Consider the following 25,370-nt stretch of genomic DNA (forward strand, 5'->3'; position numbering starts at 1 on the left):
CGCGGGGGCTCAGGCGGCGTGAGGCGCCGGAAGCGCCGCGCGTGAGGTTCCTGTCGTCTTCCTGTACGGAAGCTGTCGATGTGCTGTCAGTACAGCCATGTGACTGGTTTTGCCAGTGACGCGGACCACGTTGAACGTTGAAGCTATTGGGGTCGCTACCGCGCACAGGCGGTGCGGCCTGCAACACCTCCGCACGGTGTTCGACATGTCGAAACGCACGTCAGCGTTCAGTCGCCCGAGGCACCTTCACCCCACACAGCCAGGAGGTCTGTGAAGCATGCCCCTGAGCCATCTGTCCCCCCAAGACAGGGCCCTGTTCTGGCAGTTCGGCCAAGGCCCCGAAGTCCCCGTCCCCGACCCCCTCGTCCACCACGCCGTCGAACGGCGGGCCGCCACCGCGCCGCACGCCGTCGCCGCCGAGCACCAGGGCACGACGATCACCTACGGCGAGCTCAACCGGCGTGCCGACCGGCTCGCGGCCAGACTCGTACGGGAGGGCGTACGGCCCGGCGATCACGTCGGCCTCTTCGTACGCCGCTCCATCCCGATGCTCGTCGGACTGCTCGGCACGCTGAAGGCCGGCGCCGCGTACGTCCCGCAGGACATCGGCCTCACTCCCGCCGCCCAGTTACGGCACGTCATCCGTACCGCCGGAACGCGGGTCGTCCTCACTCAGACAGAGCACACGCTGCGGGTGCCTCTGCCTGACACCGGACACCGGCTGATCACGCTGGACGACGACGACCTCGCCTCGGCAGGGCCGGTCCGGCTCGAGCGGCCCGTACACCCCGACGACGGGTGCTACGTCCTGTTCACCTCCGGCACGACCGGCAAGCCCAACGGCGTGAAGGTCACCCACCGCAACGTCGCGAACATCCTCCTCACCGAGCCCGGCGACCTCGGCATCCGCCCCGGCGACCGGGTCGCCCAGCTCCTCAACATCGCCTTCGACATGGCCGCCTGGGAGATCCTCGGCTGCCTCGCCCACGGCGGCACGCTCGTCGTCCGCGGCAAGGACGTCACGGCTGCGGCCCGTACGGCGGACGTGCTGATCGCGACGCCGACGGTGCTGTCCGGGATCGACCCGGCGGACTGCCCCCGTGTCCGGACGGTGGCGGTCGCGGGCGAGCCGTGCCCGCGCCCGCTCGCGGACGCCTGGGCCCGGCGGTCCGCCTTCCACAACTCCTGCGGGCCCACGGAGACGACCATCGTCAACACGATGCGCCGCCACCACGTGGACGACCCGCTGCTCACGATCGGCCGGCCCACCCCCAACAACACGGTGTACGTCCTCGACGAGCACAGGCGTGCGCTGCCCATCGGGGAGGTCGGCGAGATGTGGGCCGGCGGCGACTGCGTATCGGCGGGCTATCTCAACAACGAGGCGCTGAACGCCGAGCGCTACGCCCCCGACCCCTTCCTCGGCAGCGGACGCCGGATGTTCCGTACCCGCGACCTCGGCCGCTGGACTCCAGACGGCGAACTCGAGCACCTCGGCCGTACCGACGACCAGGTCAAGGTCCGCGGCTTCCGCGTCGAACTCGACTCCGTCTCCTCGGTGCTGGAGTCGGTGGCGGGCTGCTCCCGCGCCGTCACGCTCAAGCGGGACGCCCGCAACCTGGTCTCCTTCGTCTGCCCGGCCGACGTCGACCCGGACACGGCCCGGCGCGCGGTGGCCGACGCGCTGCCGTACTACTGCGTGCCGGCCACGGTCCTCCCGGTGGCCGCGCTGCCGGAGACGGACCGGGGCAAGGTCGACCGGGCGGCGCTGCTGCGGCTGGCGGCGGAGCGGGAGGATGCCGCGCGGGCGGCGACGGTTCATGGCGAGGGGGCACCCCGGCTACCTGTGTCGGCGGTGCGAGAGGGGGCGGCCTGATGACCTCGTCCGTCGAGACCTCGTCCGCTGAGACGCCATCCGTCGAGACGCCATCCGTCGAGACCTCGTCCGCTCCCGCGGACATCGCCGAACTCCCTCCGCTCACCTCCGCACCCCGTCGCCTCCTCAAGCACCCCCGCCTGATGCACTACAACCGCCTGGCGGCCCTGGTGCTTCTCGCCAACCTCGCCTTTCTGGCGGTGAGTTGGGCCCCGAGCGCCGAAACCATCGGCTACGCGTCCCTGGTGAACCTCGCGCTCGCCGTGGTCGTACGCCAGCAGTACGTCATCAACCTCTTCTTCCGGCTGGCGACCTGGGCGCCGACGAGCTGGCCGCTGAAGGTGCGGTGGACGCTCGGGAAGGTGTACCACTTCGGCGGACTGCACGTGGGCGGGGCACTGGCGGGAGCGGTGTGGTTCCTCGCGGGGGCGGTCGTGGCGACCGTCGATGGCGCCGACGTGCCGCTCATCACGGTGAGCTGGGTACTCGTCGCGCTGCTCGTCGGCATCGTCGCCACCGCCCTGCCGCCCTTCCGCTCCCGCTTCCACGACCACTTCGAGAAGATCCACCGCTTCGGCGGCTGGAGTGCCCTCGCGCTGTTCTGGACGCACACGCTGCTGGGCGCCCAGGGCCCGCTCGCCCTCGGGGTGCTGGCCGTGGTCACCTTCAGCGTCGCCCTGCCCTGGCTGCGGCTGCGCAAGGTGGACGTACGGATCGAGCGGCCCTCCTCGCACGTCGCGCTGGCCCGTTTCGACCACGGCGTGACCCCCTTCGCGGGCTCCTCCACCGCCATCAGCCGCAGCCCGCTCACCGAGTGGCACTCCTTCGCCAACGTGCCCTCACCCGGCCGGCCCGGCTTCCGGCTGACCATCTCCCGCGCGGGCGACTGGACGGGCTCGTTCATCGACGACGCGCCCCCGAAGGTCTGGGTCAAGGGCATCACCACGGCCGGGGTCGCCAATATCGAGACCCTGTTCAGCAAGGTGATCTACGTCGCCACCGGCAGCGGTATCGGTCCCTGCCTGCCCCATCTGCTGGCCGCCGAGGTGCCCTCACGGCTCGTGTGGGCGACACGCGATCCCCGCAGGACCTATGGCGACGAACTGGTCGACGAGATCCTCGCCGTCCAGCCGAACGCGCTGGTCTGGGACACCTCGCAGCACGGCAAACCGGACATGGTGCGGCTCGCGTACACCGCTTACCGCGACTTCGGTGCCGAAGCCGTCATCTGCATCTCCAACAAGAAGCTGACCTGGCAGGTCGTACACGGTCTCGAACGGCGCGGGATTCCCGCGTACGGCGCGATCTGGGACTCGTAACAGACCACCTGGAAAGGGGACTTGATGAACACCCTCAAGATCGAACGCCATGACCGCGTCGTCACCGTACGACTCCACCGGCCGCACGTCCTGAACGCCCTCAGCAGCGAGCTGCTGGCCGAACTCCTCGACGCACTGCGCCCGTTGGACCGCGACCCGGACGTCGGCTGCTTCGTCGTCACCGGTTCGGAGAAGGTCTTCGCGGCCGGTGCCGACATCAAGGAGATGGCCGGGAAGTCGGCCGTGGACATGGCCGCGGAGGACTACTTCGCGGACTGGGAGGAGTTCGCCGGATTCCGTACGCCGAAGATCGCGGCCGTCAACGGCTATGCGCTGGGCGGCGGCTGCGAACTCGCGATGATGTGCGACCTGATCATCGCGGGCGAGTCGGCGGTCTTCGGCCAGCCGGAGATCAAGCTCGGCGTGATCCCCGGCATCGGCGGCACCCAGCGGCTGACCCGCCTGGTCGGCCGCGCCAAGGCCATGGACCTGGTCCTCACGGGCCGCACGATGGACGCCCGCGAGGCGGAGACCGCGGGCCTCGTGTCGCGGGTCGTACCCGACGACCGCGTTCTGACCGAGGCGACGGAAGCAGCCGAAGCCATCGCCTCCTACGGCCGCCCGGCCGTCACGGCGGCCCGCGAGTCGGTCGACCGCGCCCTGGAGACCGGCCTGCGCGACGGGCTCGTCTTCGAGCGGCGCGTGTTCCACGCTCTGTTCGCGACTGAGGACCAGGGGGAGGGCATGAGCGCGTTCCTGGAGAAGAGGACGCCTGTTTTCAAGGGGCGCTGACCAGGGCTGCAGACGGTTGAGCGCGGGCGGCGGGCGGGTTCTCCCGCTCCGCCGCCCATGCCCTCACCTGCCCTCACCGGAGAGTCCACGGGCAGGGAACGTTCCCGGCTCTCCAGACGTTCTAGGCAGTGGTTGTAGTTGAAGTTTGCGAACGTGTGAGCGCCCGCGGAGTTCTGACAGCGGGCGCTTCGTCGTTTTCGGGGGTTTTCTTCGACGGCGGACGACCAGCAGCCCGGGATCGCGCGAGCGCGCGTATTCCGCACTACTCGTCATCTCGACATCTCGAAGGAGACATCACATGGCTCAAGGAACCGTGAAGTGGTTCAACCCGGACAAGGGTTTCGGCTTCATCGCCCCCGATGACGGCGGCGCCGACCTCTTCGTTCACCACTCGGCGATCGACACGGGTGGTTTCCGCTCCCTGGAGGAGAACCAGCGGGTGGAGTTCACCGCCTCCCAGGGCCCCAAAGGCATGCAGGCCGACCAGGTCCGCGCACTCTGAGGACACCCTCGCCGAAGCAGGCCCGCACGCGCGGGCCTGCTTCGCGCTGTCCCCGTAAGAGCTTCCCGAAGGGCTTCCCGCTCCGGCGCCCTGCCCCCGCGCCGACGGAATCGGCCCGCGCGTTCCGCGCTTCCCGAGAGGAAAACCGTGACCACTGAAATCATCGACCGGGGCACAGATCCGGCGGACCAGTACCCCGAGACGTCAGAACCCCCGCCCAGCGGCCGGGGCAGCGACTACGCCGCGCTGTCCCGCGAGGTGAAGCAGCGCGGGCTGCTGAAGCGGCGCCCGGGCTACTACTCCGTCAAGGTCGGCGCGAACCTGCTTCTGCTGGCCGCCGGATGGACCGCGTTCGCCCTGATCGGAGAGTCGTGGTGGCAGCTGCTGACCGCCGCCTTCCTCGCGGTGATGTTCACCCAGACCGGGTTCATCGGGCACGACGCCGGCCATCACCAGATCGCCGGCTCCAAGCGCGTCAACAACCTGCTCGGCCGCGTGCACGCCGATCTGCTCATCGGTCTCAGCTACGGCTGGTGGATCTCCAAGCACAACCGGCACCACTCCCACCCCAACTACATCGACCGCGATCCTGACATCGCCGACGGCGCGATCGCCTTCACCGAGGACCAGGCCCGCGTGCGCAGCGGAGCGTACGCCTGGCTGGGCCGTCACCAGGCCTGGCTGTTCTTCCCGATGCTGCTCCTGGAAGGACTCGCCCTGCACGTCGCCGGGGTGAAGGCGATGCTCGACCGCAGCGGTACCCGTGACTCGCGGACGACCAAGATCGCCGAGGCAGGCATGCTGACGGCGCACCTCGTCGGCTATCTCACCGCCGTGTTCTGGGTGCTGCCCCCGGTCCAGGCCTTGTGCTTCATCGCCGTGCACCAGGGACTGTTCGGGCTGTACATGGGGTGCTCGTTCGCCCCCAACCACAAGGGCATGCCGATGTTCGCCAAGAACGACAAGATCGACTTCCTGCGTCGGCAGGTACTGACCTCACGCAACATCCGCGGCCGACGGCTCACCGACTTCGCGCTCGGCGGGCTGAACTACCAGATCGAACACCACCTGTTCCCCTCCATGCCGCGGCCCAGCCTGCGCCATGCCCAAGAACTCGTGCGCACGTTCTGTGCCCGGCACGACATCGCCTACCACGAGACCGGACTCGTCGAGTCCTACGCCCAGGTGCTGCGGCACCTCCACGCGGTCGGCGGCCCTCTGCGCCCCGAGCTGGAGTACTGATCCGGAGTACTGATCACGACCTCGTCGTCGCCAGTGCCTGTGCCACCCCCGGTTCCCGCGGCCCCAGGAACCGGGGATCGGGCTCGAACAGCGCCTCCGTCGCCGCCTTGCTCGCCGCGAAGAACTCCCGGACGGTGCCGTAGTACCAGGTCGCGTTCTTCCGGTCACCTTGTGCCGGGACGCCGTACGACGTGACGCCCGCCTCCTGGCACAGGGCGACCGCTCGGCGGATGTGGAAGCCCTGGCTGATGAGTACGGCCTCGTCGACACCGAAGATCTTCTTGGCGCGGACGCAGGAGTCCCAGGTGTCGAAGCCGGCGTAGTCGCTGACGATGCGGCGGCCGGGGACGCCGCGCTCGGTGAGGTAGGTGCGCATGGTGTCCGGTTCGTCGTAGTCCTCGCGGCTGTTGTCGCCGGTGACCAGGACGACCTCGATACGGCCCGAGCGGTACAGCTCGGCCGCCGCGTCCAGGCGGTGGGCGAGGTACGGGGAGGGCTCCGCGCCGCGCAGTCCGGCTCCGAACACCATCGCCACCTCCGTCCGCGGCACATCCCGTGTGGTCCGCAGCCGATCGTCCGCCGCCAGGAACAGCCAGGTCGCAGGGAGCAGCGCCAGTACGCACCCGAGCATCACCGCCTGCACGGCCCGCCGCTGCCCGGCAGGGGTGCGCGGCAGCCGCGGTCTCAGCAGGGGGAGGAGGCGCAGCAACCGCGGTCGAAGCAGCCGCAGCTTGCCCAGCCTCAGGTGGTGCATCCGGTATCCTCCCAGGTCAGTGGCCTCGTAGAAGGGAACGTGGGGAGGGGTGATCCGGTTCCCCTCCGGCTCCCGAGCCACCTCACGACCTCCCGCCCCTCGCCGTGAACCCCCGGAAAACACCCGTCATTCCCGCGCAACGGGGCGGCAACGTCGTACCGCCACCATCAGTTCATGACGGCGTCGAACACACCTCGCGACGAGTCCACCACGCGCCCCGGTGGCCAGCACCTCCGGAGCGCTCACCTCGACAGTACGGCGCAACTCATGAACCGGATCACCAGCCAGCTCGGCAGCCAGCTCAGCCTCGTCTCGCCCGACGGGACGCGGCGCAGCGCGCCGCCCGCGCTCGTCCTCGTGGGCCACGGCAGCCGTGATCCGCGGGCGCTGAGCACCATCCGTGCCCTCATCGAGAAGGTTCGAGAACTGCGTCCCGGACTGCCCGTGCACCTCGGCCACATCGAGCTGAACGAGCCCCTGCTGCCCGACACGCTCGCCTCCCTCGGCACCGGTGACGCGGTCCTCGTGCCGCTGCTGCTCAGCCGCGGCTACCACGTCAAGCAGGACATCCCCGAAGCGGCGGCAGCGGCACAGGCACGCACGCGCGTGGCCGCCCCGCTCGGCCCGCACCCCCTCCTGATCGAGACGCTGTACGCGCGGCTCGTCGAGGCCGGCTGGCGGACGCGGATGACCGAGGAGGCCCGCCGCAGCAGCGGGATCGTGCTGGCCGCCGCCGGTTCCCGGGACCCCGAAGCGGCCGTCGACACCCGCCGCACCGCCCAGCTGCTGGCCGAGCGCCTCGGGGTGCCCGTCGTCCCGGCGTACGCCTCCGCCGCCGCACCCACCGTCCCGCACGCCGTCCGCGCACTCGCCGCCCGCGGCCGCCACCGGGTCGCGATCGCCTCGTACTTCACCGCCCCCGGCCGCTTCTCCACCGAGTGCGCCGAGGCGGCCCCCTGGATAGCCGCAGCCCCACTGGGCGCCCACCCGGCAATGGCCCGCTTGGTCCTGCACCGCTACGACCAGGCCGTCGCCGCCCCCGCAGCAGCCCCGGAGCGCCGACTGGCCTCGGCCTGAGGGTCTGATACGGCCGCCGTGAGCTGGCGTCCGCCTGAAAACTCCGGGTGAGGGGAGCGCCCCTATAGGGGCGCGGGGCGGTGACATGTGCGGCTCCGCCGCGTGGGCGCGACAAGCCACAGACAACCCGCACCCGCAAGCGATCAGAACTCGGCAGACGAGTAGGCGCCCCCAGCCGGCAGCGCCCATTTGTCACTGCCGACGCTTAATGTCGAGACATGGAAGGCACCGCACCCGCCCAGCCGTACGAAAACCACCTCCCACCCTCCGGCTACGACCCGGCGTCAGTCGACCGCTGGGCCGGCGAGCCCGACAAGCGCCCCGGCCGCACCGCCTTCCAGCGCGACCGCGCCCGCGTGCTGCACTCCGCCGCGCTGCGCCGCCTCGCGGGCAAGACCCAGGTGGTCACGCTCGGCACCCTCCCCCAAGTTCTCGACTCCGCTCGAACAGGGAAGACCCCCATCGAGGCCTGGGACGCAAGCCCCCGTACACGGCTGACGCACTCCCTGGAGTGCGCCCAGGTCGGCCGCGAGCTGGGCGCCGCCCTCGGCTGCGACCCGGACCTCGTCGAGGCGGCCTGCCTCTCGCACGACCTGGGCCACCCGCCCTTCGGGCACAACGGCGAACAGGCCCTGAACGAGTTCGCGCACGACTGCGGCGGCTTCGAGGGCAACGCCCAGTCACTGCGACTGCTGACGCGCATCGAGCCCAAGCGTTTCCAAAGAAGCGAAGAAACAGGCGACCTCGTCAGCGTCGGCCTCAATCTCACCCGTGCGGCCCTCGACGCCGCCACCAAATACCCCTGGCCGCGTGGCGCCCACCCCACCGACCCCGCGTCACCCAAGTTCGGGGTCTACGACGACGACCGGCCGGTCTTCGACTGGGTCCGCAAGGGTGCCCCCGACCACCGCACCTGCTTCGAGGCCCAGGTCATGGACTGGTCCGACGACGTGGCGTACTCCGTGCACGACGTCGAGGACGGACTGCACGCGGGCCATATCGACCCCGGCTGCCTGTACGCGGAGCCCGAGCGGCAGTCGGTCTTCGCGGTGGCGATCGGCCGGTACGTACCCGCCGACACCGACCCCGCCGAGCTCGCCGAGGCCCTCGACCGGCTCCTCGCCCAGGAGTGGTGGCCGCACGGCTACGACGGATCGGCCGTCGCGCAGGCCCGCCTGAAGGACGCCACGAGCCAGCTCATCGGCCGCTTCTGCCTGGCCGCGGAGGGCGCCACCCGGGCGGCGTACGGCACGGGGCGGCTCACGCGATACGCCGCCGAGCTGGTCGTACCGAGAAACGCCCGCCTGGAGTGCGCGGTCCTCAAGGCGGTCGCCGACCGGTACGTCATGCAGCGCGCCGAGCAGGAGCGACTGCGCGCCGACCAGCGGATCATGGTCGCTGAACTGGCCGAGGCGCTCACGGCCCGCGCGCCCGAAGGCCTGGACCCGCAGTTCCGCGCCCTGTTCGACGAGGCCCCGGACGACAGGGCCCGCAAACGCGTGCTCGTGGACCAGATCGCCTCTCTGACGGACACGTCGGCACGGTCGCTGCACGCGCGGCTGAGGGGGCGCTGAGAGTTCCCTTTTCGCAGCCAGGACCGGCATAAATCAGCCCGTCCGGCGTTTGAGGACGAGGCCGTTCAGGCCGATACGGGGGCCTGGGGGCGGAGCCCCCAGTTTCGGGAAGGGGCGGGACTGGGGAACAAAGCCCGCCGCAGGCGACACCCACACCCAGACGTGCCCCTCCGTGGCCTGATCGGGCCACTCCCTCTTCCCGCACCACGCTGCGTGCGGGAGGCTCACATGTGGCGGCATATTTACGAGGAGGCATCAAGTGGTCGACGCGGATCAGACATTCGTCATCGTCGGAGGAGGGCTGGCTGGCGCGAAAGCGGCCGAGACGCTCCGGACGGAGGGCTTCACCGGCCGCGTCATACTGATCTGTGACGAGCGCGACCACCCGTACGAGCGCCCTCCGCTGTCCAAGGGCTATCTGCTCGGCAAGGAGGAGCGCAACAGCGTCTTCGTGCACGAGCCCGCCTGGTACGCGCGCAACGACATCGAGCTGCATCTCGGCCAGACCGTCGACGCGGTCGACCCGGCCGCGAAGACGGTCCGCTTCGGCGACGACGGCACGCTCGTGCGCTACGACAAGCTGCTGCTCGCGACCGGCGCAGAGCCGCGCCGCCTCGACATCCCGGGGACCGGCCTGGCCGGCGTCCACCATCTGCGCCGCCTGGCCCACGCCGAGCGCCTCAAGGGCGTCCTCGCCGCCCTCGGCCGCGACAACGGCCACATCGTCATCGCGGGCGCCGGCTGGATCGGCCTGGAGGTCGCGGCCGCGGCCCGCGAGTACGGCGCCGAGGTCACCGTCGTCGCGCCTCAGCCCACTCCGCTGTACGGGGTCTTCGGCCCCGAGATCGGGCAGATCTTCACCGATCTGCACGCCGAACGGGGCGTCCGTTTCCACTTCGGCACCCGGCTCACCGAGATCATCGGCCAGGACGGCATGGTCCTGGCCGCCCGCACGGAGGACGGCGAGGAACACCCCGCCCACGACGTGCTCGCCGCGATCGGCGCCGCCCCGCGCACCAGCCTCGCTGAGGCCGCGGGCCTCACCCTGGCCGACCGCTCGCAGGGTGGCGGCATCGCGGTCGACGAGCGGCTGCGCACCTCGGACCCCGACATCTACGCCGCCGGCGACGTGGCCGCGTTCCACCACGCCCTCTTCGACGTCCGGCTGCGCGTCGAGCACTGGGCCAACGCCCTCAACGGCGGACCCGCGGCGGCCCGATCGATGCTGGGCCGCGAGCTGACGTACGACAGGGTGCCCTATTTCTTCTCCGACCAGTACGACGTGGGGCTCGAGTACTCGGGCTGGGCGCCCCCCGGCTCGTACGACCAAGTGGTGATCCGGGGAGACGCGGGCAAGCGGCAGTTCATCGCCTTCTGGATCAAGGAGGGCCAGGTGCTCGCCGGGATGAACGTGAATGTGTGGGACGTCACGGAGCCGATCCAACAGCTGATCCGGTCAAGGGCTCAGGTGGACATGGAGGCACTGGCGGACCCGCACGTTCCGCTGGACAACCTGGTCTCGTGACCGTCGACGGTGCTCGACTGTCACACGCCCCCCGTAGAATTCACGCGTGGCCGGAAGGATCAACGACGAGGACGTGAAGGCGGTTCGGGACGCGGTTCCGATCGACGCCGTGGTGTCCGAGTACCTCCAGCTGAGAGGCGCGGGCGGGGGCAACCTCAAGGGCCTGTGCCCGTTCCACGACGAGAAGTCGCCCTCCTTCCAGGTCAGCCCGAGCAAGGGGTTCTTCCACTGCTTCGGCTGCCAGGAGGGCGGCGACACCATCACGTTCGTGATGAAGATCGACCACCTCTCCTTCTCCGAGGCGGTCGAGCGCCTGGCCGCCCAGGCGGGCATCACGCTGCGGTACGAGGAGGGCGGCTACAACCCCTCCCACCAGCGCGGCGAGCGCATCCGCCTGGTCGAGGCCCACAAGATCGCCGCCGAGTGGTACGTGGAACAGCTGGCGACCAGCCCGGAAGCCGACACGGGCCGCAAGTTCCTCGCCGAGCGCGGCTTCGACCAGTCCGCCGCCGAGCACTTCTCCGTCGGCTACAGCCCCCAGGGCTGGGACCACCTCACCCGCTATCTGCGCGGCAAGGGCTTCACCGACAAGGAGCTCCTCCTCTCCGGCCTCTCCCAGGAGGGCCGCCGCGGCCCCATCGACCGCTTCCGCGGCCGGCTGATGTGGCCGATCCGCGACATCGGCGGCGAGGTCGTCGGCTTCGGCGCGCGGAAGCTGTACGAGGCGGACAACGGCCCCAAGTACCTCAACACCCCCGACACGGCGATCTACAAGAAGTCCCAGGTCCTGTACGGGATCGATCTCGCCAAGAGGGACATCGCCAAGGCCAGCCGAGCCGTCGTGGTCGAGGGCTACACCGACGTCATGGCCTGCCACCTCGCCGGCGTCACCACCGCCATCGCGACCTGCGGCACGGCCTTCGGCAGCGACCACATCAAGATCCTCCGCCGGCTGCTGATGGACAACGGCAGCGCGCGGGTCATCTTCACCTTCGACGGCGACGCGGCCGGCCAGAAGGCGGCCCTGCGCGCCTTCGAGGACGACCAGAAGTTCGCCGCCGAGACCTACATCGCCATCGCGCCGGACGGCATGGACCCCTGCGACCTGCGTCTCGCCAAGGGTGACGAGGCGGTCGCCGACCTGGTCGAACCCCGCACCCCGCTCTTCGAGTTCGCCCTCCGCCAGATCGCCTCCCGCTACGACCTCGAAACCCCTGCGGGCCGCGCCGCCGCCCTGGACGAGGCGGCGCCCATCGTGGCCCGCATCAAGAACAGCGGCGCCCAGCACGAGGTCGCCGTACAGCTCGCGGGCATGCTCGGCATCCTGGACACGCAGTTCGTGGTCAAGCGGGTGGCTCAGCTGGCGCGTTGGGCCCGCGACCGCGGCGGCAGGGGACCGGCGCCGACGTCGAGCCGCCAGCCCCAGTACGACATGGCACCGCGCCAGGCGGCCCCCTCGGGCCCCGCCCTCAACCTCCGCAACCCGGTGTACGCCACCGAGCGCGAGCTGCTCAAGCTTGCCCTCCAGCGCCCCGAGCTGGTCTCCCCGGCCTTCGACGCGTACGGGATCGACGAGTTCACCGCCCCGCCGTACGCGGCCGTACGCCAGGCGATCATGGACGCGGGCGGCGCGGAGTACGGCGTACAGGACCCCCACGAGTATCTGATCCGGGTCCGCGAGGCCGCCCCCGACAACGCGGTCCGCGCCATGGTCACGGAGCTGGCCGTAGAGGCCATCATGCGCAAGACCGTCGACGAGCTGTATGCGGGCGATCAGCTCGTCATGGTGCGCCGCCGTGCCGTCGACCGCCGCATCCACGAGGTCCAGGGCACCCTCGCCCGCGCCAGCGCCCAGGGCGACCCGGCCCATCTGGCCGCCGTACAGAACGAGTTGTGGGTCCTCCAGCAGTATGGACAGGCCTTGCGCGAACGGGGCGCGGCAGCGCTCTGACCGGCCCTTGTGCCTTCCGTCCACCCCAGCTGTATGTGTGGGTAACCACCCGGTCACGGACCGGACTCAAAAAGTCACCGCACGCCCCTCGTGGCGAGGATGTGTCGTACTCCACACTGGGTTCCGGTGCCTGAGTCCTCGGAGCGCGGCCGACCCGAACGCGACGGGTCCTCCATCCCGCGGTTCCGCTCAACGTGTACGGGACGGATGGCGGCGCGGCCGTCGAGTCCGTTCGCGAAGTACCGCTGCCGCACGCCTCAGCAGCGATCACCCTGGAGGTCGCCCCCGTGCAGACCCAGACCCTGACCCAGACCGAGACCACGACGGACGCGGAGGCGGACGTCGTCCCGGCGGTTCCGCAACAGAGCCGCGTCGCGCACCATCCCGAAACCGAGTCGGGGGACCCGCCGCCGGATCCCGACAAGCCGCGTGCCGGTGCTGCCGGGACGGCCGTAGAGACAGCCGTCGAGACCGAGGCTCCCGAGCCGCCGCCCGTCGAGACGCTGCCACCTCGTGGCCGCCCGGCCGACACCGGCGGCCCGTCCTCGGACCTGTTCCGCCAGTACCTGCGGGAGATAGGCCGCATCCCCCTCCTCACCGCAGCCGAGGAGGTCGAACTCGCGCGCCGTGTCGAGGCGGGCCTCTTCGCCGAGGAGAAGCTGGCGCGCACCCCGGCTCCCGAGCTGAACAGCCAACTCGCCCTGGACCTCGACAAGTTGGTGGTCATGGGGCGGATGGCCAAGCGCCGCCTCATCGAGGCCAACCTGCGGCTCGTGGTCTCGGTCGCGAAGCGGTACGTGGGCCGCGGGCTCACCATGCTCGACCTCGTCCAGGAGGGAAACCTGGGCCTGATCAGGGCCGTCGAGAAGTTCGACTACGCCCGCGGCTACAAGTTCTCGACGTACGCGACCTGGTGGATCCGGCAGGCCATGTCCCGGGCCCTCGCCGACCAGGCCCGGACCATACGAGTCCCCGTCCACGTCGTCGAGTTGATCAACCGTGTCGTCCGCGTGCAGCGGCGCATGCTCCAGGAACGCGGCTACGAGCCGACCCCCGAGGAGGTCGCCGGCCAGCTGGACCTGCCGAGCGAGCGGGTCAGCGAGGTCCTGCGCCTGGCCCAGGAGCCCGTGTCCCTGCACGCCCCGGTGGGCGAGGAGGACGACGTGGCGCTGGGCGACCTGATCGAGGACGGCGACGCGACGAGCCCGGTGGAGTCGGCGGCGTTCCTGCTGTTGCGGGAGCACCTGGAAGCGGTCCTGTCGACCCTGGGCGAACGCGAACGCAAGGTCGTCCAACTCCGCTACGGCCTCGCGGACGGGCGTCCACGCACGCTGGAGGAGATCGGCCGCATCTTCGGCGTCACGCGGGAGCGCATCCGCCAGATCGAGTCGAAGACACTGAACAAGCTGCGGGACCATGCGTTCGCGGACCAGCTGCGGGGCTACTTGGACTGAACCGCGGGTGCCGCTGCGACACGCGCAGCGGCACCAGGCGCCTCCTCAGTCCACCTCCACCGCCGCCTGCGCGAACTGCGCCTTGTACAGCCGCGCGTACGCACCGTCCGCCGCCAGCAGCTCCCCATGGGCACCCTGTTCCACAATCGCTCCGTTCTCCATCACCAGAATCGTGTCGGCGTCCCGAATCGTCGACAACCGATGCGCGATCACAAACGACGTCCGCCCATGAGCCAGCTTCGCCATCGCCTTCTGGATCAGCACCTCGGTACGGGTGTCGACCGAGCTCGTCGCCTCGTCAAGCACCAGGATCACCGGATCGGACAGGAACGCCCGCGCGATCGTGATCAGCTGCTTCTCACCCGCGCTGACCCCCGACCCCTCGTCGTCGATCACGGTGTCGTAGCCATCCGGCAGCGTACGAATGAACCGGTCCGCGTGCGCGGCCCGCGCCGCCTCCTCGATCTCCCCACGCGTGACCTCGCGAGAGGCCCCGTACGCGATGTTCTCCGCGATCGTCCCCCCGAACAGCCAGGTGTCCTGGAGCACCATCCCGATCCCGGCCCGCAGCTCGTCGCGGGACATCTTCGCGACGTCGACCCCGTCGAGCGTGATCCGCCCACCGGTGACCTCGTAGAACCGCATCAGCAGATTCACCAGCGTCGTCTTGCCCGCTCCCGTCGGGCCCACGATGGCGACCGTGTTGCCGGGCTCGACCTTCAGCGACAGGTCCTCGATGAGCGGCTTCTCGGGGTCGTAGCGGAAGGAGACGTGCTCCAGCGCGACCCGCCCCCGTACCTCCTCCGGCCGAACCCCGGGCACGGGATCCGCCTCCTGCTCCTCCGCGTCGAGCAGCTCGAAGATGCGTTCCGCCGACGCGATCCCCGACTGCACGAGGTTCGCCATCGACGCGACCTGAGTGAGCGGCATCGAGAACTGCCGCGAGTACTGGATGAAGGCCTGCACATCACCGATCGACAGCGCGCCGGAGGCCACCCGCAGCCCGCCGACCACCGCCACCAGCACATAGTTGAGGTTCGACACGAACATCATCAGCGGCTGCATGACCCCGCTGTTGAACTGCGCCTTGAACCCGGCCTCGTACAACTTGTCGTTCTGCTCCGCGAACTGCGCCGCCGACTCGTCCTGCCGCCCGAAGACCTTGACGAGCGTGTGCCCGGTGTACATCTCCTCGATGTGCGCGTTGAGCTTGCCGGTGGACCGCCACTGCTGCACGAAGTGCGGCTGCGAGCGCTTGCCGACCGACTTGGCGACGACGTACGACAGCGGCACCGTCACCAGCGCGACCAGCGCCAGCAGCGGCGACACCCAGAACATCATCGCCAGTACGCCGACGATGGTGAGCAACGAGTTGACGAGCTGGCCCAGCGACTGCTGAAGCGTCTGACCGATGTTGTCGATGTCGTTGGTCGCCCGGCTGAGCACCTCACCGCGCTGCCGCTGGTCGAAGTACGACAGCGGCAGCCGCGACAGCTTCGTCTGCACGTTCTCCCGCATCCGGTACACGGTCATGTTGACGGCCCGGTTGACCAGCCGCGTCGCCACGGCCATCAGCAGCCCGGCCGCCGTGAACGCCAGCAGCGCGAGCCCCAGCACCTCGCCGACCGCGGTGAAGTCGATGCCCTTGCCCGGCGTGAAGTCCGTACCGGAGAGCATGTCGGCCATACCGCCGTCACCACGCTCCCGCATGGAGGCCAACACCTCGGCCTTCGTGGCGCCTTCCGGCATCTGACGCCCGACGATCCCCGCGAAGACCAGGTCGGTCGCCCGCCCGAGGATCCACGGGCCCAGCACAGACAGGCCCACGCTCAGGATGACGGCGAGCAACATCCCGTACATCGTGGCCCGTTCGGGCCTGAACTGCGCGAGCAGCCGTTTCCCGGATCCCTTGAAGTCCATCGACTGCTGGTCGGGACCGCCCCCGGCCATCATCCGCCCCATGGGCCCGGCCATCAGGCTGCCTCCGCTTCCGTCAGCTGGGAGAGCACGATCTCCCGGTAGCACTCGTTGTCCGCCATCAGCTCGTGGTGAAGGCCCGTCCCCACGACCCGCCCCTCGTCGAGTACGACGATCCGGTCGGCGTCACGGATGGTCGACACGCGTTGCGCGACGATCACGACGGTCGCCTCGGCGGTCTCCCGCGCCAGCGCCGTACGCAGGGCCGCGTCCGTCGCGTAGTCGAGCGCGGAGAACGAGTCGTCGAAGAGGTAGATCTCCGGGCGCTGTACGAGGGTCCGGGCGATGGCGAGGCGCTGTCGCTGACCACCCGACACATTGGTGCCGCCCTGCGCGATGGGGGAGTCGAGCCCGTTCTCCAGCCGCTGGACGAAGTCCTTGGCCTGCGCCACCTCCAGCGCGTGCCACAGCTCCTCGTCGGTCGCGTCCGGATTCCCGTACCGCAGGTTCGTGGCCACCGTGCCCGCGAAGAGATACGGCTTCTGCGGTACGAGGCCCACGGTCCGCGCCAACAGCCGCGGTTCAAGGGTCCGTACGTCCACACCGTCGACGAGGACCTCACCGTCCGTGGCGTCGAAAAGCCGCGGGACCAGCCCGAGAAGCGTCGACTTGCCGCTGCCGGTCGACCCGATCACGGCGGTCGTCTCGCCGGGCTGCGCCACCAGGTCGATGGACTTCAGCACCGGCTCCTCGGCACCCGGGTAACGGAAACCGGCCCCACGGACCTCCAGATGACCGTGCCGCCGCAGTTCCCGTACAGGAGCCTTCGGAGGCACGACACTGCTCCTCGTGTCCAGGACCTCCTGGATGCGCTCGGCGCAGACCTCGGCGCGCGGCACCATCATGAACATGAAGGTGGCCATCATCACGGCCATCACGATCTGCATCAGATAGGCGAGAAACGCGGTCAGCGCGCCGATCTCCATCCCGCCGCTGTCGATGCGGTGCGCGCCGAACCACACCACCGCGATCGACGAGACGTTCACCACCGTCATGACGATCGGGAACATCAGCGCCAGAATCCGCCCGGTGCCCAGCGACACCTCGGTGAGGTCGACGTTGGCCTTACGGAAGCGCTCCTCCTCGTACGTGTCCCGGACGAAGGCGCGGATGACGCGGTTGCCGGTAATCTGCTCGCGCAGCACCCGGTTCACGTTGTCGAGCCGCTCCTGCATGGTGCGGAACAGCGGGCGCAGCCGCCGCACGATCAACGTCACGCTGATGCCGAGCACGGGCACCACGGCGACGAGCACTCCGGACAGCTGTACGTCCAGACCGAGCGCCATGACGATGCCGCCCACGCACATGATCGGCGCCGACACCATCAGCGTGAACGTCATCAGGGCCAGCATCTGCACCTGCTGCACATCGTTCGTGGTGCGGGTGATCAGCGACGGCGCCCCGAAGTGGCCGACCTCACGCGCGGAGAACGACTGCACCCGGTCGAAGACGCCGGCCCGGATGTCCCGGCCGACCGCCGAGGCCGTACGGGCGCCGTAGTAGACGGCGCCGATGTTGCAGACGACCTGCGCCAGCGAGACGCCGATCATCAACGCCCCGAAGGACAGGATGTAGCCCGTGTCGCCCTTCACGACCCCGTCGTCGATGATGTCCGCGTTCAGGGTGGGCAGATAGAGGGTGGCGCAGGTCTGCAGGAACTGCAGCAGCACCAGTAAGGCGATGGCCTTCTTGTACGGCCTGAGATGGGCACGGAGGAGTCGTATGAGCACGCTGGTCTCTCGGAGTCGGCGACAGGGGTGAGTGGTGACGCACCACGCCCCATCGTCGGACACTCCACCGGCGTTACCCCAGCCAATTAACCCGACAGTGCTTCAAGAACCTCTCAAAGCATCCGGAACACCCGATTCCGGCATCCTTCACCTGATCACGCTGATCACGCTGATCACGGACGGGCCATGCGGTCAGAGCCTGACAGCCCCCGGGTGGGTCTGGTCCCGTACCGACGTGTACTGCTGCCGCACCGCCGCCCCCACCGCCACCTCGTCGCCGGGGTCCAGGACCTGCGCGGTCGCGCCCTGCCAGGCGGGCGGCTGCCGCGGGTCGAGGGTGCCCTGCGAGACGCCGAGCGCCCAGGCCGCCTGCCGTGCCGCACCGATCGCCGCGTAGTCCGCGGGCTGCGGCACCACGATCTGCACACCGAGCAGCGAGGGCGCACAGGCCTGCACGGCCGGCAACTCGGCCGCCGGACCCAGCAGAAAGATCCGCCGCACCTCCACGCCCCGCCGGCGCAGCACGTCCAGCGCGTCCGCGAGCCCGCACAGCATGCCCTCGAACGCCGCCCGCGCCAGATGCTCGGGCCGCATCGACTCCCGGCGCAGCCCCGCCAGCGTCCCCGCCACATGCGGCAGAGCGGGCACCCGCTCACCTTCCAGATACGGCAGCAGTACGAGTCCATGGGCGCCCGGCGTCGACTTCATCGCCAGCTCCGACAGGCTCTCCAGGTCGGGCAACCCGAGGAGTTCGGCACTCCCGCGCAGTACCCGTACGGCATTCAGCGTGGTGACGACCGGCAGATGCATGCCCGTCGCGTCCGCGAGCGAGGTGATCATCCCGGACGGATCGACCAGCGCCTCGTGGTGTACGGCCATCACGGACCCGGAGGCGCCGAGCGACACCACCGCGTCACCGAGCCCGATCCCCAGGCCGAACGCCGCGGCCATCGTCTCGCCCGTCCCCGCCGAGATCAGCAGCCCCTCAGGCGTCGTCCCCGCGGCCTCCGAAGGACCGAGCACGTCGGGCAGCAGCGCCTGATGCCCCAGCGCCAGCTCGACCAGATCGGGCCGGTACGCACCGTTCACCGCGCACCAGTACCCCGTACTGGAGGCATCGCCCCGGTCCGTGGTCCGGCGGGCCGGTCTGCCGAGCAGCTGCCACACCAGCCAGTCGTGCGCCTGCATGAGCATGGCCGTGCGCAGCGCGGCGTCCGGCTCGTTCTTGACCATCCAGCGCAGCTTGGTCACCGGCTGCGCGGCCCCCGGCACAGTGCCCACGGCCTGCGCCCAGGCCTCCCGGCCACCGAGCGCGTCGACCAGTTCGGCGGCGCTGACCTGCGCCCGCTTGTCCCCGCCGACCAGCGCGGGGCGCACCGTATTGCCCTGCGTGTCCAATGGGACGAGCGCGTTCTGCTGCGCGGAGACGCCGATGGCCTGCACGCCTTCGAGCAGCCCCCCGCCCGCCGCCTCACCCAGGGACAGCAGCCAGGCCTGCGGGTCGACGTCCGAGGGCCGACCGCCCTCGGCGCCGTCGAGCGGATGCGGAGCGTACCCCTGCCTGAGCACAGCTCCGCTGTCCGCGTCGCAGACGACGATGCGAGTGAAATCGGGCGAACTGTCCAGCCCGGCGACTATCCCCATGGCGGAAATTCTGCCGTACCGCCGGAGCCCACCGCGCCGCTCTGCCGGAGGCGCTCGTACCGCTTGTGCCCTGACCTGCTATGTGTTGCCGGCACTGAGTCGTGCACGTGGCGCAGGGCACTCCGTTCGGCTGCCCGGTGCGGTACCGCGCCCCTAAGGAGGCCGCAGGCCTCTTAGGGGCGCGGGGAACTGCGCGACCAGCCACGACGAACCCGCAGCTTGGAACCGCCGAACCCAGCGGAGCGCCTACGTGTTGCTGGTGCCCCAGTCGTCGTGAGCCGCTGCGCCGTTCGTGTTGCGCTCGCGCAGGTGCCGTACGCGCTCGGCCACCGAGTCCGGGACGCGGTCACCGACCCGCTCGCTCACCACGTGGTAGGCCTTGCCCGCGAACTGCCGACTCTGCTGGGCGGCCGACTCCGCGGTGTTGCGCACCGCGGGGTTCTGGGCGATCTCCCGCGCGGACTTCTTCAACTGCTCGTAACGCTCACGCCCGGCACGTGTGCCCAGGACGTATCCCAGGGCCAGTCCGGCAACGAACGTCAGTCGATAGCGCATGACGGCCACCCTTCCCTTGAGTCGGCATCGGTCACGGGGGAGGAACCGATTGGCGAAGCACCCCCCTGCTTGCGCTAATGTATGTGTCGCAGCGAGCGCCTGCCCTCTGGCGGATACCCAGGGAGGTACGTTCGATGCAACGAGACAATCCTCCGTAGCTCAATTGGCAGAGCAGCCGGCTGTTAACCGGCAGGTTACTGGTTCGAGTCCAGTCGGGGGAGCTCGGTCTTCCGTAGCTCAATTGGCAGAGCAGCCGGCTGTTAACCGGCAGGTTACTGGTTCGAGTCCAGTCGGGAGAGCAGCGAAAGAGGACCCCTCAGGGGTCCTTTTTCATGTCCGGCGGAACCGCCCAGCCTGCGGCGCTGTCCTCATGGTCATGCGTAGCCGACCACCCGAAGCGGGAGATCGTATGAGCGGCTATGCTGCGGCAGACGGCGCGCACAAATGTGCGCGACGCGCCGTAGACGGGGCGGTAGCTCAGCCGGTTAGAGCAGCGGACTCATAATCCGTCGGCCGTGGGTTCGAGTCCCACCCGCCCCACCTCAGCAGCGCCCTGACCTGCGGAAACGTTCCTCGTGAGGTGTCGGGGCGTCAACTTCGCCTCAACGGACTGAATCCGCTGCTCGCAAGTTCGTTGCGTGCCAGACAATCACCCACTGACATGAGCCTGACCTGCGAAGATGCGTCGGGGTACGTACGTGGCGCAAGACGTGGGAAGTAGATGCGTCCGTAGTGTGGGGACGCTGTGGGGACACCGGTATTTGGAAGGCGTCGGTGAAGGGCTGGGCTCCCATGGCGGTGAGGCCGGAGGTGGCGACCGGGCGACTGTCCTGGGGTACGGAGAAACGGCCCGAAGAGAAAACCCCGCATGGGCGGACGGCAGGTGCGGGCGCGTCGATGACGCCGCCGTCCCGCCCCGTGGTCACCGGTGCGGCATTGGCTCTTTCGGCGACACCAGCGCCGTCGACGATCGCGTCGCCGCGGCACAGTGCAGCCCTCAGGGGGGCGCAGGCGGTCCAGGACCGGGAGCACGTCGATCATCGCCTGCTCCGCAGCGGGGAGGTCGGGCCGCGACGCGACGGTCTCCGGCTGCGGCCGTTCCTCGTCCGTCGACCGATGGATCGGGCGGTTGGCGGGGTCGCGTTCTCGGTGCGGTCGGCCGGGTGCTCGCCCTGGTGGGGCGTGAAGTAGGTCATTCACCCGTCACGCGGCGTGTGGAGCGCATCGGCTGCCTGCTGGGCCAGGGCCAGGGCCTCACGGATGTCGGCAGGGGGATCGGCGTCTGCTGGTTGCCGGAGGATGTCGCACGGCTGATCACAGTGGTGCACGGCTTGAGCTGCGGCGAATCCGGCTTCGGCGGACCGCCCCACAGCGAGACTGGTGGGCGGTCGACGAGCCGTGGCTGTGCCTGCCACGCGGCGTGCCGAAGGCGCGTGAGGGCCTGCGCCGGAGCGGCCACCGCGTTGTGTGCCTCCCTTCCCGTCTTCTGGCCTGCGGCCTGCTGGTCCTCTCCGCCCGTGCGCCGCTGAGGGTGGTCGGCGGCGGTACGTCACCCCGCCCCTCATCCTGTCAAGATCCAAGACGTCGGCCAGCCGTGGCCACAGCGGCGGCCCGCCGTTTCTCTCGGCCGCATCCGTTGCCGCAGGTCGACGGGCTTTTCAGCACGGAGCAGCCCGTGGTTCCTCTCGGACACCCTAGAACGTGATCACTGACACCGAGTCCGCGTCCCAGTTGGCCACGTAGGCGCGGCGCCCGTCCGGGGAGACCGCCACCCCCATCGGTTGCTCGCCGACATCGATGGGGTCGCCCACGGTGCTGTTCGTGGCGGTGTCGATCACCGACACCGAGCCTGAGCTGGAGTTGACGGCGCTGTTGGTCACGTAGGCGCGGCGCCCATCTGGGGACACCGCCACCTCCGCCGGGTTCGCGCCGACGGGGATGGGGCGGCCCACGGTGCGGTTCGTCGCAGTGTCGATCACCGACACCGAGCCCGAGTCGTTGACCGAGCCCGAGGCGTTGTTGGTCACGTAGGCCCGGTGTCCGTCTGGGGATACGGCCACCCCCTCCGGGCGGGAGCCGACATCGATGGGGTCTCCCACGGTGCGGTTGGCGGCGGTGTCGATCACCGATACCGAGTTCGAGTCTTGGTTGGTCACGTAGGCGCGGCGTCCGTCCGGGGACACCGCCACCCCCGTCGGGCTGTCGCCGACATCGATGGGGTCGCCCACGGTGCGGTTGGCGGCGGTGTCGATCACCGACACCGAGCCCGGGGAGCCCCAGTTGTAGTTGGTCACGTAGGCGCGGCGTCCGTCCGGGGATACGGCCACCCCCTCCGGGTGGGAGCCGACATCGATGGGGTCGCCCACGGTGCGGTTGGCGGCGGTGTCGATCACCGACACCGAGCCCGAGCTGTTGTTGGTCACGTAGGCCCGGCGCCCGTCCGGGGAGACCGCCACGTCCTGTGGGGCGGAGCCGACCCGGATCGAGGGCGCGGGCTCGGGCTGTGTCAGGTAGATGCCGAGGCCCACCGCGGCGAGCACCGTCAGCACCATCGCTGCGATGAGCCAGGCCCGTCGGCGCCTGGGGCTCGGCGGGCCTGGCCGCGGCCGGGGCGGGCCGTTCGTACGCGGTGGCGGGGGCAGGTCGGCTGGTTCGTCCGGCTTGGTCAGTGTGGCCGGCTTCGGGGGGCGCGTCGGTTTCGGGGCGGGGGGTGGTAGCTCGCGCGGCGGCCAGGCCCGTCGGCGCCTGGGGCTCGGCGGGCCTGGCCGCGGCCGGGGCGCGCCGCCCGCTCGCGGCGGCCAGGCCGGGCCGCCCGCTCGCGGTGGCGCGGGCGGGGGCGGGCTGGCCGGTTCGTCCGGCTTGGTCAGCGTGGCCGGCTTCGGGGTGCGCGTTGGTTTCGGGGTGGGGGGTGGTGGCTCGGGCGGCGGCCTCCCCGTTGGGGTAGTCGGTGGTGGCAGCGAAGGCTGGGACGGTGGTGGCTTGGGTGGTGGCTTCCTCACCGGGGGAGTCGGTGGTGGCAGCGCAGGCGGGGAGGGTGGTGGGGCGGCGATGGGGGTGAACCGGTCGGCGGCCTCGTCACTGTCCATCCGCCGGGCGGGGTCCTTGGCCAGCAGCCCGAGTACCACTGGTGTCAGGCGGCCGGCCCGGAGCGGTGGTGGCGGGTCTTCGAAGAGCAGGGCGACCTGTATGGCGTAGTTGGAGTTGCGGTCGAAGGGGCCGGTTCCCTCCAGCGCGAAGAACAGGGTGGCGCCGAGTGAGAACAGATCGGAGGCCGGGGTGGGTTCCTGGCCGCGGAGTCGTTCCGGCGCCAGGTAGGGCACGGTCCCCTGCACCATGTCGGCCTCGGTCAGGCGGGTGTCGCCGGAGTCCTGCTGCAGCGCGATGCCGTAGTCGGTCAGCAGTATCCGTCCGCCCGTGGCGCGGTTCCCGGGCCGCGGTTCGCGGGTGGGGCCGGTGAGCAGGATGTTGGCCGGTTTGACGTCCCGGTGCAGGAGGCCGAGCCGGTGGCCCTCGGTCAGGGCGTCCAGGACCGCCGACCCGATCCGTGCGACCTCGGCGGGTGGCAGCGGGCCGCGGGCGTGCACCATCGCGTCCAGGTCGGTGGCGCCGGGGACGAATTCCATGACGATCCACGGCAGGCCTTCCTCCTCGAGGATGTCGTGCACGGTGGCGACATGGGGGTGGTTGCGCAGCCGGGCGGCGTGCTGGGCCTCGCGGCGGGCCCGGGTGATGCGGGGGCTCATCTCTGATTCCGGGAGGTTCGCCGGCAGGGCGATCTCTTTGAGGGCGACCTCGCAGGCCAGTTCCTGGTCGTAGGCGAGCCACACGCGGCCCATGCCTCCGGCGCCAAGCTGGCGCAGGAGCCGGTAGCGTCCGGCGATCACATGCCCGGCGACCTTGCCTGCTCCTGCCATGGCGTTTTCTCTTCCAGGATGACCAGCGGGTTCCCCGGCGATCGGGGAGAGCCTCCTCCCTCGGTATCGCACACATCTGAAGAACGGGCAAATTGCACATAACGGGTCGTGTGGAACGAGGGGAGCTCGCGAACGGGTGACGCTCCCCGCGCCGATGCCGGGAATCGGCCAAGGTCTCCAGCCGAAGGGTCAGCGGTCCGATCAACCGGTGCTGACGGGTAGGCGGCTTGATCGGTCACCAGCATCAACCGGAGCTTCGTTGTGTTCGGACCGAGCTGACCAGACATCGTCATACCGTCGTGACCTGCACGTTCACGTACTCATCGGGACTTTGCAATCGCCCTGTGCTCCGGTGCCCGGCACATCCCGCTGATCATCAAGCGGCTGCCTGACGGCTCGTCCCTGCCGACTTTCGGCATCGGGAAGCCTCAGTACGGATCATCCAGGCGTGGATCACCGTGACCTACCAGGATGGCACGGTGCGCCGCGAGCAGGGGCGGCTGACCAATGACAGCTCTAAACTTGATCATCAAGCCTCAGTTTGTTTGGGCACACAGGCCGGTGCTCTGCACCGTTTCCCGGCTGGTGTCAAGCCCCGAAATTTCGGAACTGGCCAGCTGCCGATCGCATCAGCATCCTGAAGTCAGAGGTTCCACCTTCGTCCGGAGGCCTCACAACGAAGCGAGATGACGGACATGAAACATACCTTCTTCCGCCGATGCATTCTGGCAATTCCCCTGCTGGCAGTGCCGCTGGCTCTTGTCAGTCCCGGGCCGGCCTCGGCCTTGCCCGCTCGGGAAGTCTGTGGCAGTTGGACCTCGGTTCCCGGTGCATCGATCCAGGCGCAAGCGTGCCTGCAACACATGCGAGGCATGAATCCGGAGCTCAATAAATTTGGCTCCTGGCTCCGGGTCGTCACGAATGTTCGCTACACCGGCGTCGAAGATGATGAACTTCGCAGCGCGGGGACAGTGTCGGAGATCAACCGCATATGGGTAGGTGAATCACATTTGTGGGTCTCTGGCCCGAGTGGGGGTTATGACATGCAGGACTCGTACACGTCAACGTGGAAGTCGCGGGAAAGATTCCCCAGAACTTTCGTAGTGGCAAGGGCTTACGTCAACCCCAACGGAGAAGGTGCTTCAATTTACGTCTACTCAGGGCTCATGAGGGTCGGGGGCTGAGTTTTTGCGCAGCCCCCGGCCTGTCCGGTCCGGTTGGCTGACGGCCGCAATCGTTACTCCCACGTCGCGCCCTCCGGCCACAGCACACGCGCGGAACCCAGTTCCGCTGGACGTAGGGGGCCACGTCGGCGGTACCGCCGTACCCCCACGCCGGTTTTCCGTCCTACACAGCAAACAGTTCGCCGGCCAGGCCGACGAGGATCTCAGTGGGCGGTTCGTGAGTCTATGAGTGGTTCTGGTATCACCTGATGGTGTGGGTGAAGCCGGAACGTTCCGGTCCGGTGCAGGTGGTCTGCTGGG

15 protein-coding genes, 3 tRNA genes and 1 pseudogene are annotated in these 25,370 nt (G+C 69.6%); 13 read left to right on the forward strand and 6 right to left on the reverse strand.

Annotated elements, in window-relative coordinates; translation table 11 throughout:
- Positions 1 to 277 precede the first annotated feature (277 nt).
- The 5 genes from OP79_RS16265 to OP79_RS16285 all read left to right on the forward strand — a co-directional run bounded on the left by OP79_RS16265 (position 278) and on the right by OP79_RS16285 (position 5,731).
- Positions 278 to 1,876 carry an amino acid adenylation domain-containing protein gene (locus tag OP79_RS16265; RefSeq protein ID WP_033320907.1) on the forward strand — a complete coding sequence of 533 codons (1,599 nt, stop codon included), beginning with the start codon at positions 278 to 280 and terminating at the stop codon, positions 1,874 to 1,876.
- Complete coding sequence (locus OP79_RS16270; protein WP_033320908.1) at positions 1,876 to 3,195, forward strand: ferredoxin reductase domain-containing protein; 1,320 nt, start codon at positions 1,876 to 1,878, stop codon at positions 3,193 to 3,195. The genes OP79_RS16265 and OP79_RS16270 overlap by 1 nt, the downstream gene beginning before the upstream one ends.
- Positions 3,196 to 3,219: 24 nt before the next feature.
- On the forward strand, positions 3,220 to 3,987 hold the full coding sequence (locus OP79_RS16275) for an enoyl-CoA hydratase-related protein (RefSeq protein ID WP_033320909.1): 768 nt from the start codon (positions 3,220 to 3,222) through the stop codon (positions 3,985 to 3,987).
- A gap of 298 nt (positions 3,988 to 4,285) precedes the next feature.
- On the forward strand, positions 4,286 to 4,489 hold the full coding sequence (locus tag OP79_RS16280) for a cold-shock protein (protein WP_033320910.1): 204 nt from the start codon (positions 4,286 to 4,288) through the stop codon (positions 4,487 to 4,489).
- Positions 4,490 to 4,636: 147 nt separating this feature from the next.
- The gene (locus tag OP79_RS16285) at positions 4,637 to 5,731 is read left to right on the forward strand and encodes a fatty acid desaturase family protein (RefSeq protein WP_033320911.1); all 1,095 of its coding nucleotides are present in this window, start codon (positions 4,637 to 4,639) and stop codon (positions 5,729 to 5,731) included.
- 13 nt (positions 5,732 to 5,744) lie between these two features.
- Here OP79_RS16285 and OP79_RS16290 read toward each other — a convergent pair whose 3' ends face one another.
- Positions 5,745 to 6,485 (reverse strand): SanA/YdcF family protein, encoded by a 741-nt coding sequence (locus OP79_RS16290; RefSeq protein ID WP_078491819.1) that lies wholly within the window; start codon positions 6,483 to 6,485, stop codon positions 5,745 to 5,747.
- Positions 6,486 to 6,659: 174 nt separating this feature from the next.
- Between OP79_RS16290 and OP79_RS16295 the strand changes: the two genes are divergently transcribed.
- The 5 genes and pseudogenes from OP79_RS16295 (at position 6,660) to OP79_RS16315 (ending at position 14,066) form a co-directional block, all read left to right on the forward strand.
- Entirely contained in the window at positions 6,660 to 7,562 is a 903-nt protein-coding gene (locus OP79_RS16295; protein WP_078491820.1) for a sirohydrochlorin chelatase, read from the forward strand.
- A gap of 218 nt (positions 7,563 to 7,780) precedes the next feature.
- On the forward strand, positions 7,781 to 9,136 hold the full coding sequence (locus OP79_RS16300; RefSeq protein WP_033320913.1) for a deoxyguanosinetriphosphate triphosphohydrolase: 1,356 nt from the start codon (positions 7,781 to 7,783) through the stop codon (positions 9,134 to 9,136).
- A gap of 259 nt (positions 9,137 to 9,395) precedes the next feature.
- Complete coding sequence (locus OP79_RS16305; RefSeq protein WP_033320914.1) at positions 9,396 to 10,661, forward strand: NAD(P)/FAD-dependent oxidoreductase; 1,266 nt, start codon at positions 9,396 to 9,398, stop codon at positions 10,659 to 10,661.
- 46 nt (positions 10,662 to 10,707) lie between these two features.
- Positions 10,708 to 12,612 (forward strand): DNA primase, encoded by a 1,905-nt coding sequence (gene dnaG, locus OP79_RS16310; protein ID WP_033320915.1) that lies wholly within the window; start codon positions 10,708 to 10,710, stop codon positions 12,610 to 12,612.
- Between the two features lie 126 nt (positions 12,613 to 12,738).
- Positions 12,739 to 14,066: pseudogene (locus OP79_RS16315) on the forward strand (RNA polymerase sigma factor).
- Between the two features lie 45 nt (positions 14,067 to 14,111).
- Here OP79_RS16315 and OP79_RS16320 read toward each other — a convergent pair.
- From OP79_RS16320 to OP79_RS16335, 4 genes are all read right to left on the reverse strand, one after another.
- Positions 14,112 to 16,040 (reverse strand): ABC transporter ATP-binding protein, encoded by a 1,929-nt coding sequence (locus OP79_RS16320; protein ID WP_033320917.1) that lies wholly within the window; start codon positions 16,038 to 16,040, stop codon positions 14,112 to 14,114.
- Positions 16,040 to 17,773 carry an ABC transporter ATP-binding protein gene (locus OP79_RS16325; RefSeq protein ID WP_033320918.1) on the reverse strand — a complete coding sequence of 578 codons (1,734 nt, stop codon included), beginning with the start codon at positions 17,771 to 17,773 and terminating at the stop codon, positions 16,040 to 16,042. The genes OP79_RS16320 and OP79_RS16325 overlap by 1 nt, the downstream gene beginning before the upstream one ends.
- Before the next feature lie 192 nt (positions 17,774 to 17,965).
- Positions 17,966 to 19,417 carry an FGGY family carbohydrate kinase gene (locus tag OP79_RS16330; protein ID WP_033320919.1) on the reverse strand — a complete coding sequence of 484 codons (1,452 nt, stop codon included), beginning with the start codon at positions 19,415 to 19,417 and terminating at the stop codon, positions 17,966 to 17,968.
- Positions 19,418 to 19,663: 246 nt separating this feature from the next.
- Positions 19,664 to 19,972: a hypothetical protein gene (locus OP79_RS16335; RefSeq protein ID WP_033320955.1), complete on the reverse strand. Its 309-nt coding sequence runs from the start codon at positions 19,970 to 19,972 to the stop codon at positions 19,664 to 19,666.
- 148 nt (positions 19,973 to 20,120) lie between these two features.
- Here OP79_RS16335 and OP79_RS16340 point away from each other — a divergent pair.
- The 3 genes from OP79_RS16340 to OP79_RS16350 all read left to right on the forward strand — a co-directional run bounded on the left by OP79_RS16340 (position 20,121) and on the right by OP79_RS16350 (position 20,512).
- Positions 20,121 to 20,193 (forward strand) — tRNA-Asn (locus tag OP79_RS16340).
- Positions 20,194 to 20,198: 5 nt separating this feature from the next.
- Positions 20,199 to 20,271, forward strand: a tRNA-Asn gene (locus tag OP79_RS16345).
- Between the two features lie 167 nt (positions 20,272 to 20,438).
- Positions 20,439 to 20,512 (forward strand) — tRNA-Ile (locus OP79_RS16350).
- A gap of 1,154 nt (positions 20,513 to 21,666) precedes the next feature.
- On the opposite strand, the gene OP79_RS56415 is transcribed toward OP79_RS16350, so the two are convergent.
- On the reverse strand, positions 21,667 to 23,886 hold the full coding sequence (locus OP79_RS56415) for a serine/threonine-protein kinase (protein WP_051744696.1): 2,220 nt from the start codon (positions 23,884 to 23,886) through the stop codon (positions 21,667 to 21,669).
- Positions 23,887 to 25,370 lie beyond the last annotated feature (1,484 nt).

Origin of the sequence: Streptomyces yerevanensis, assembly GCF_000716805.1 — a bacterium.
Classification (GTDB): domain Bacteria; phylum Actinomycetota; class Actinomycetes; order Streptomycetales; family Streptomycetaceae; genus Streptomyces; species Streptomyces flaveus.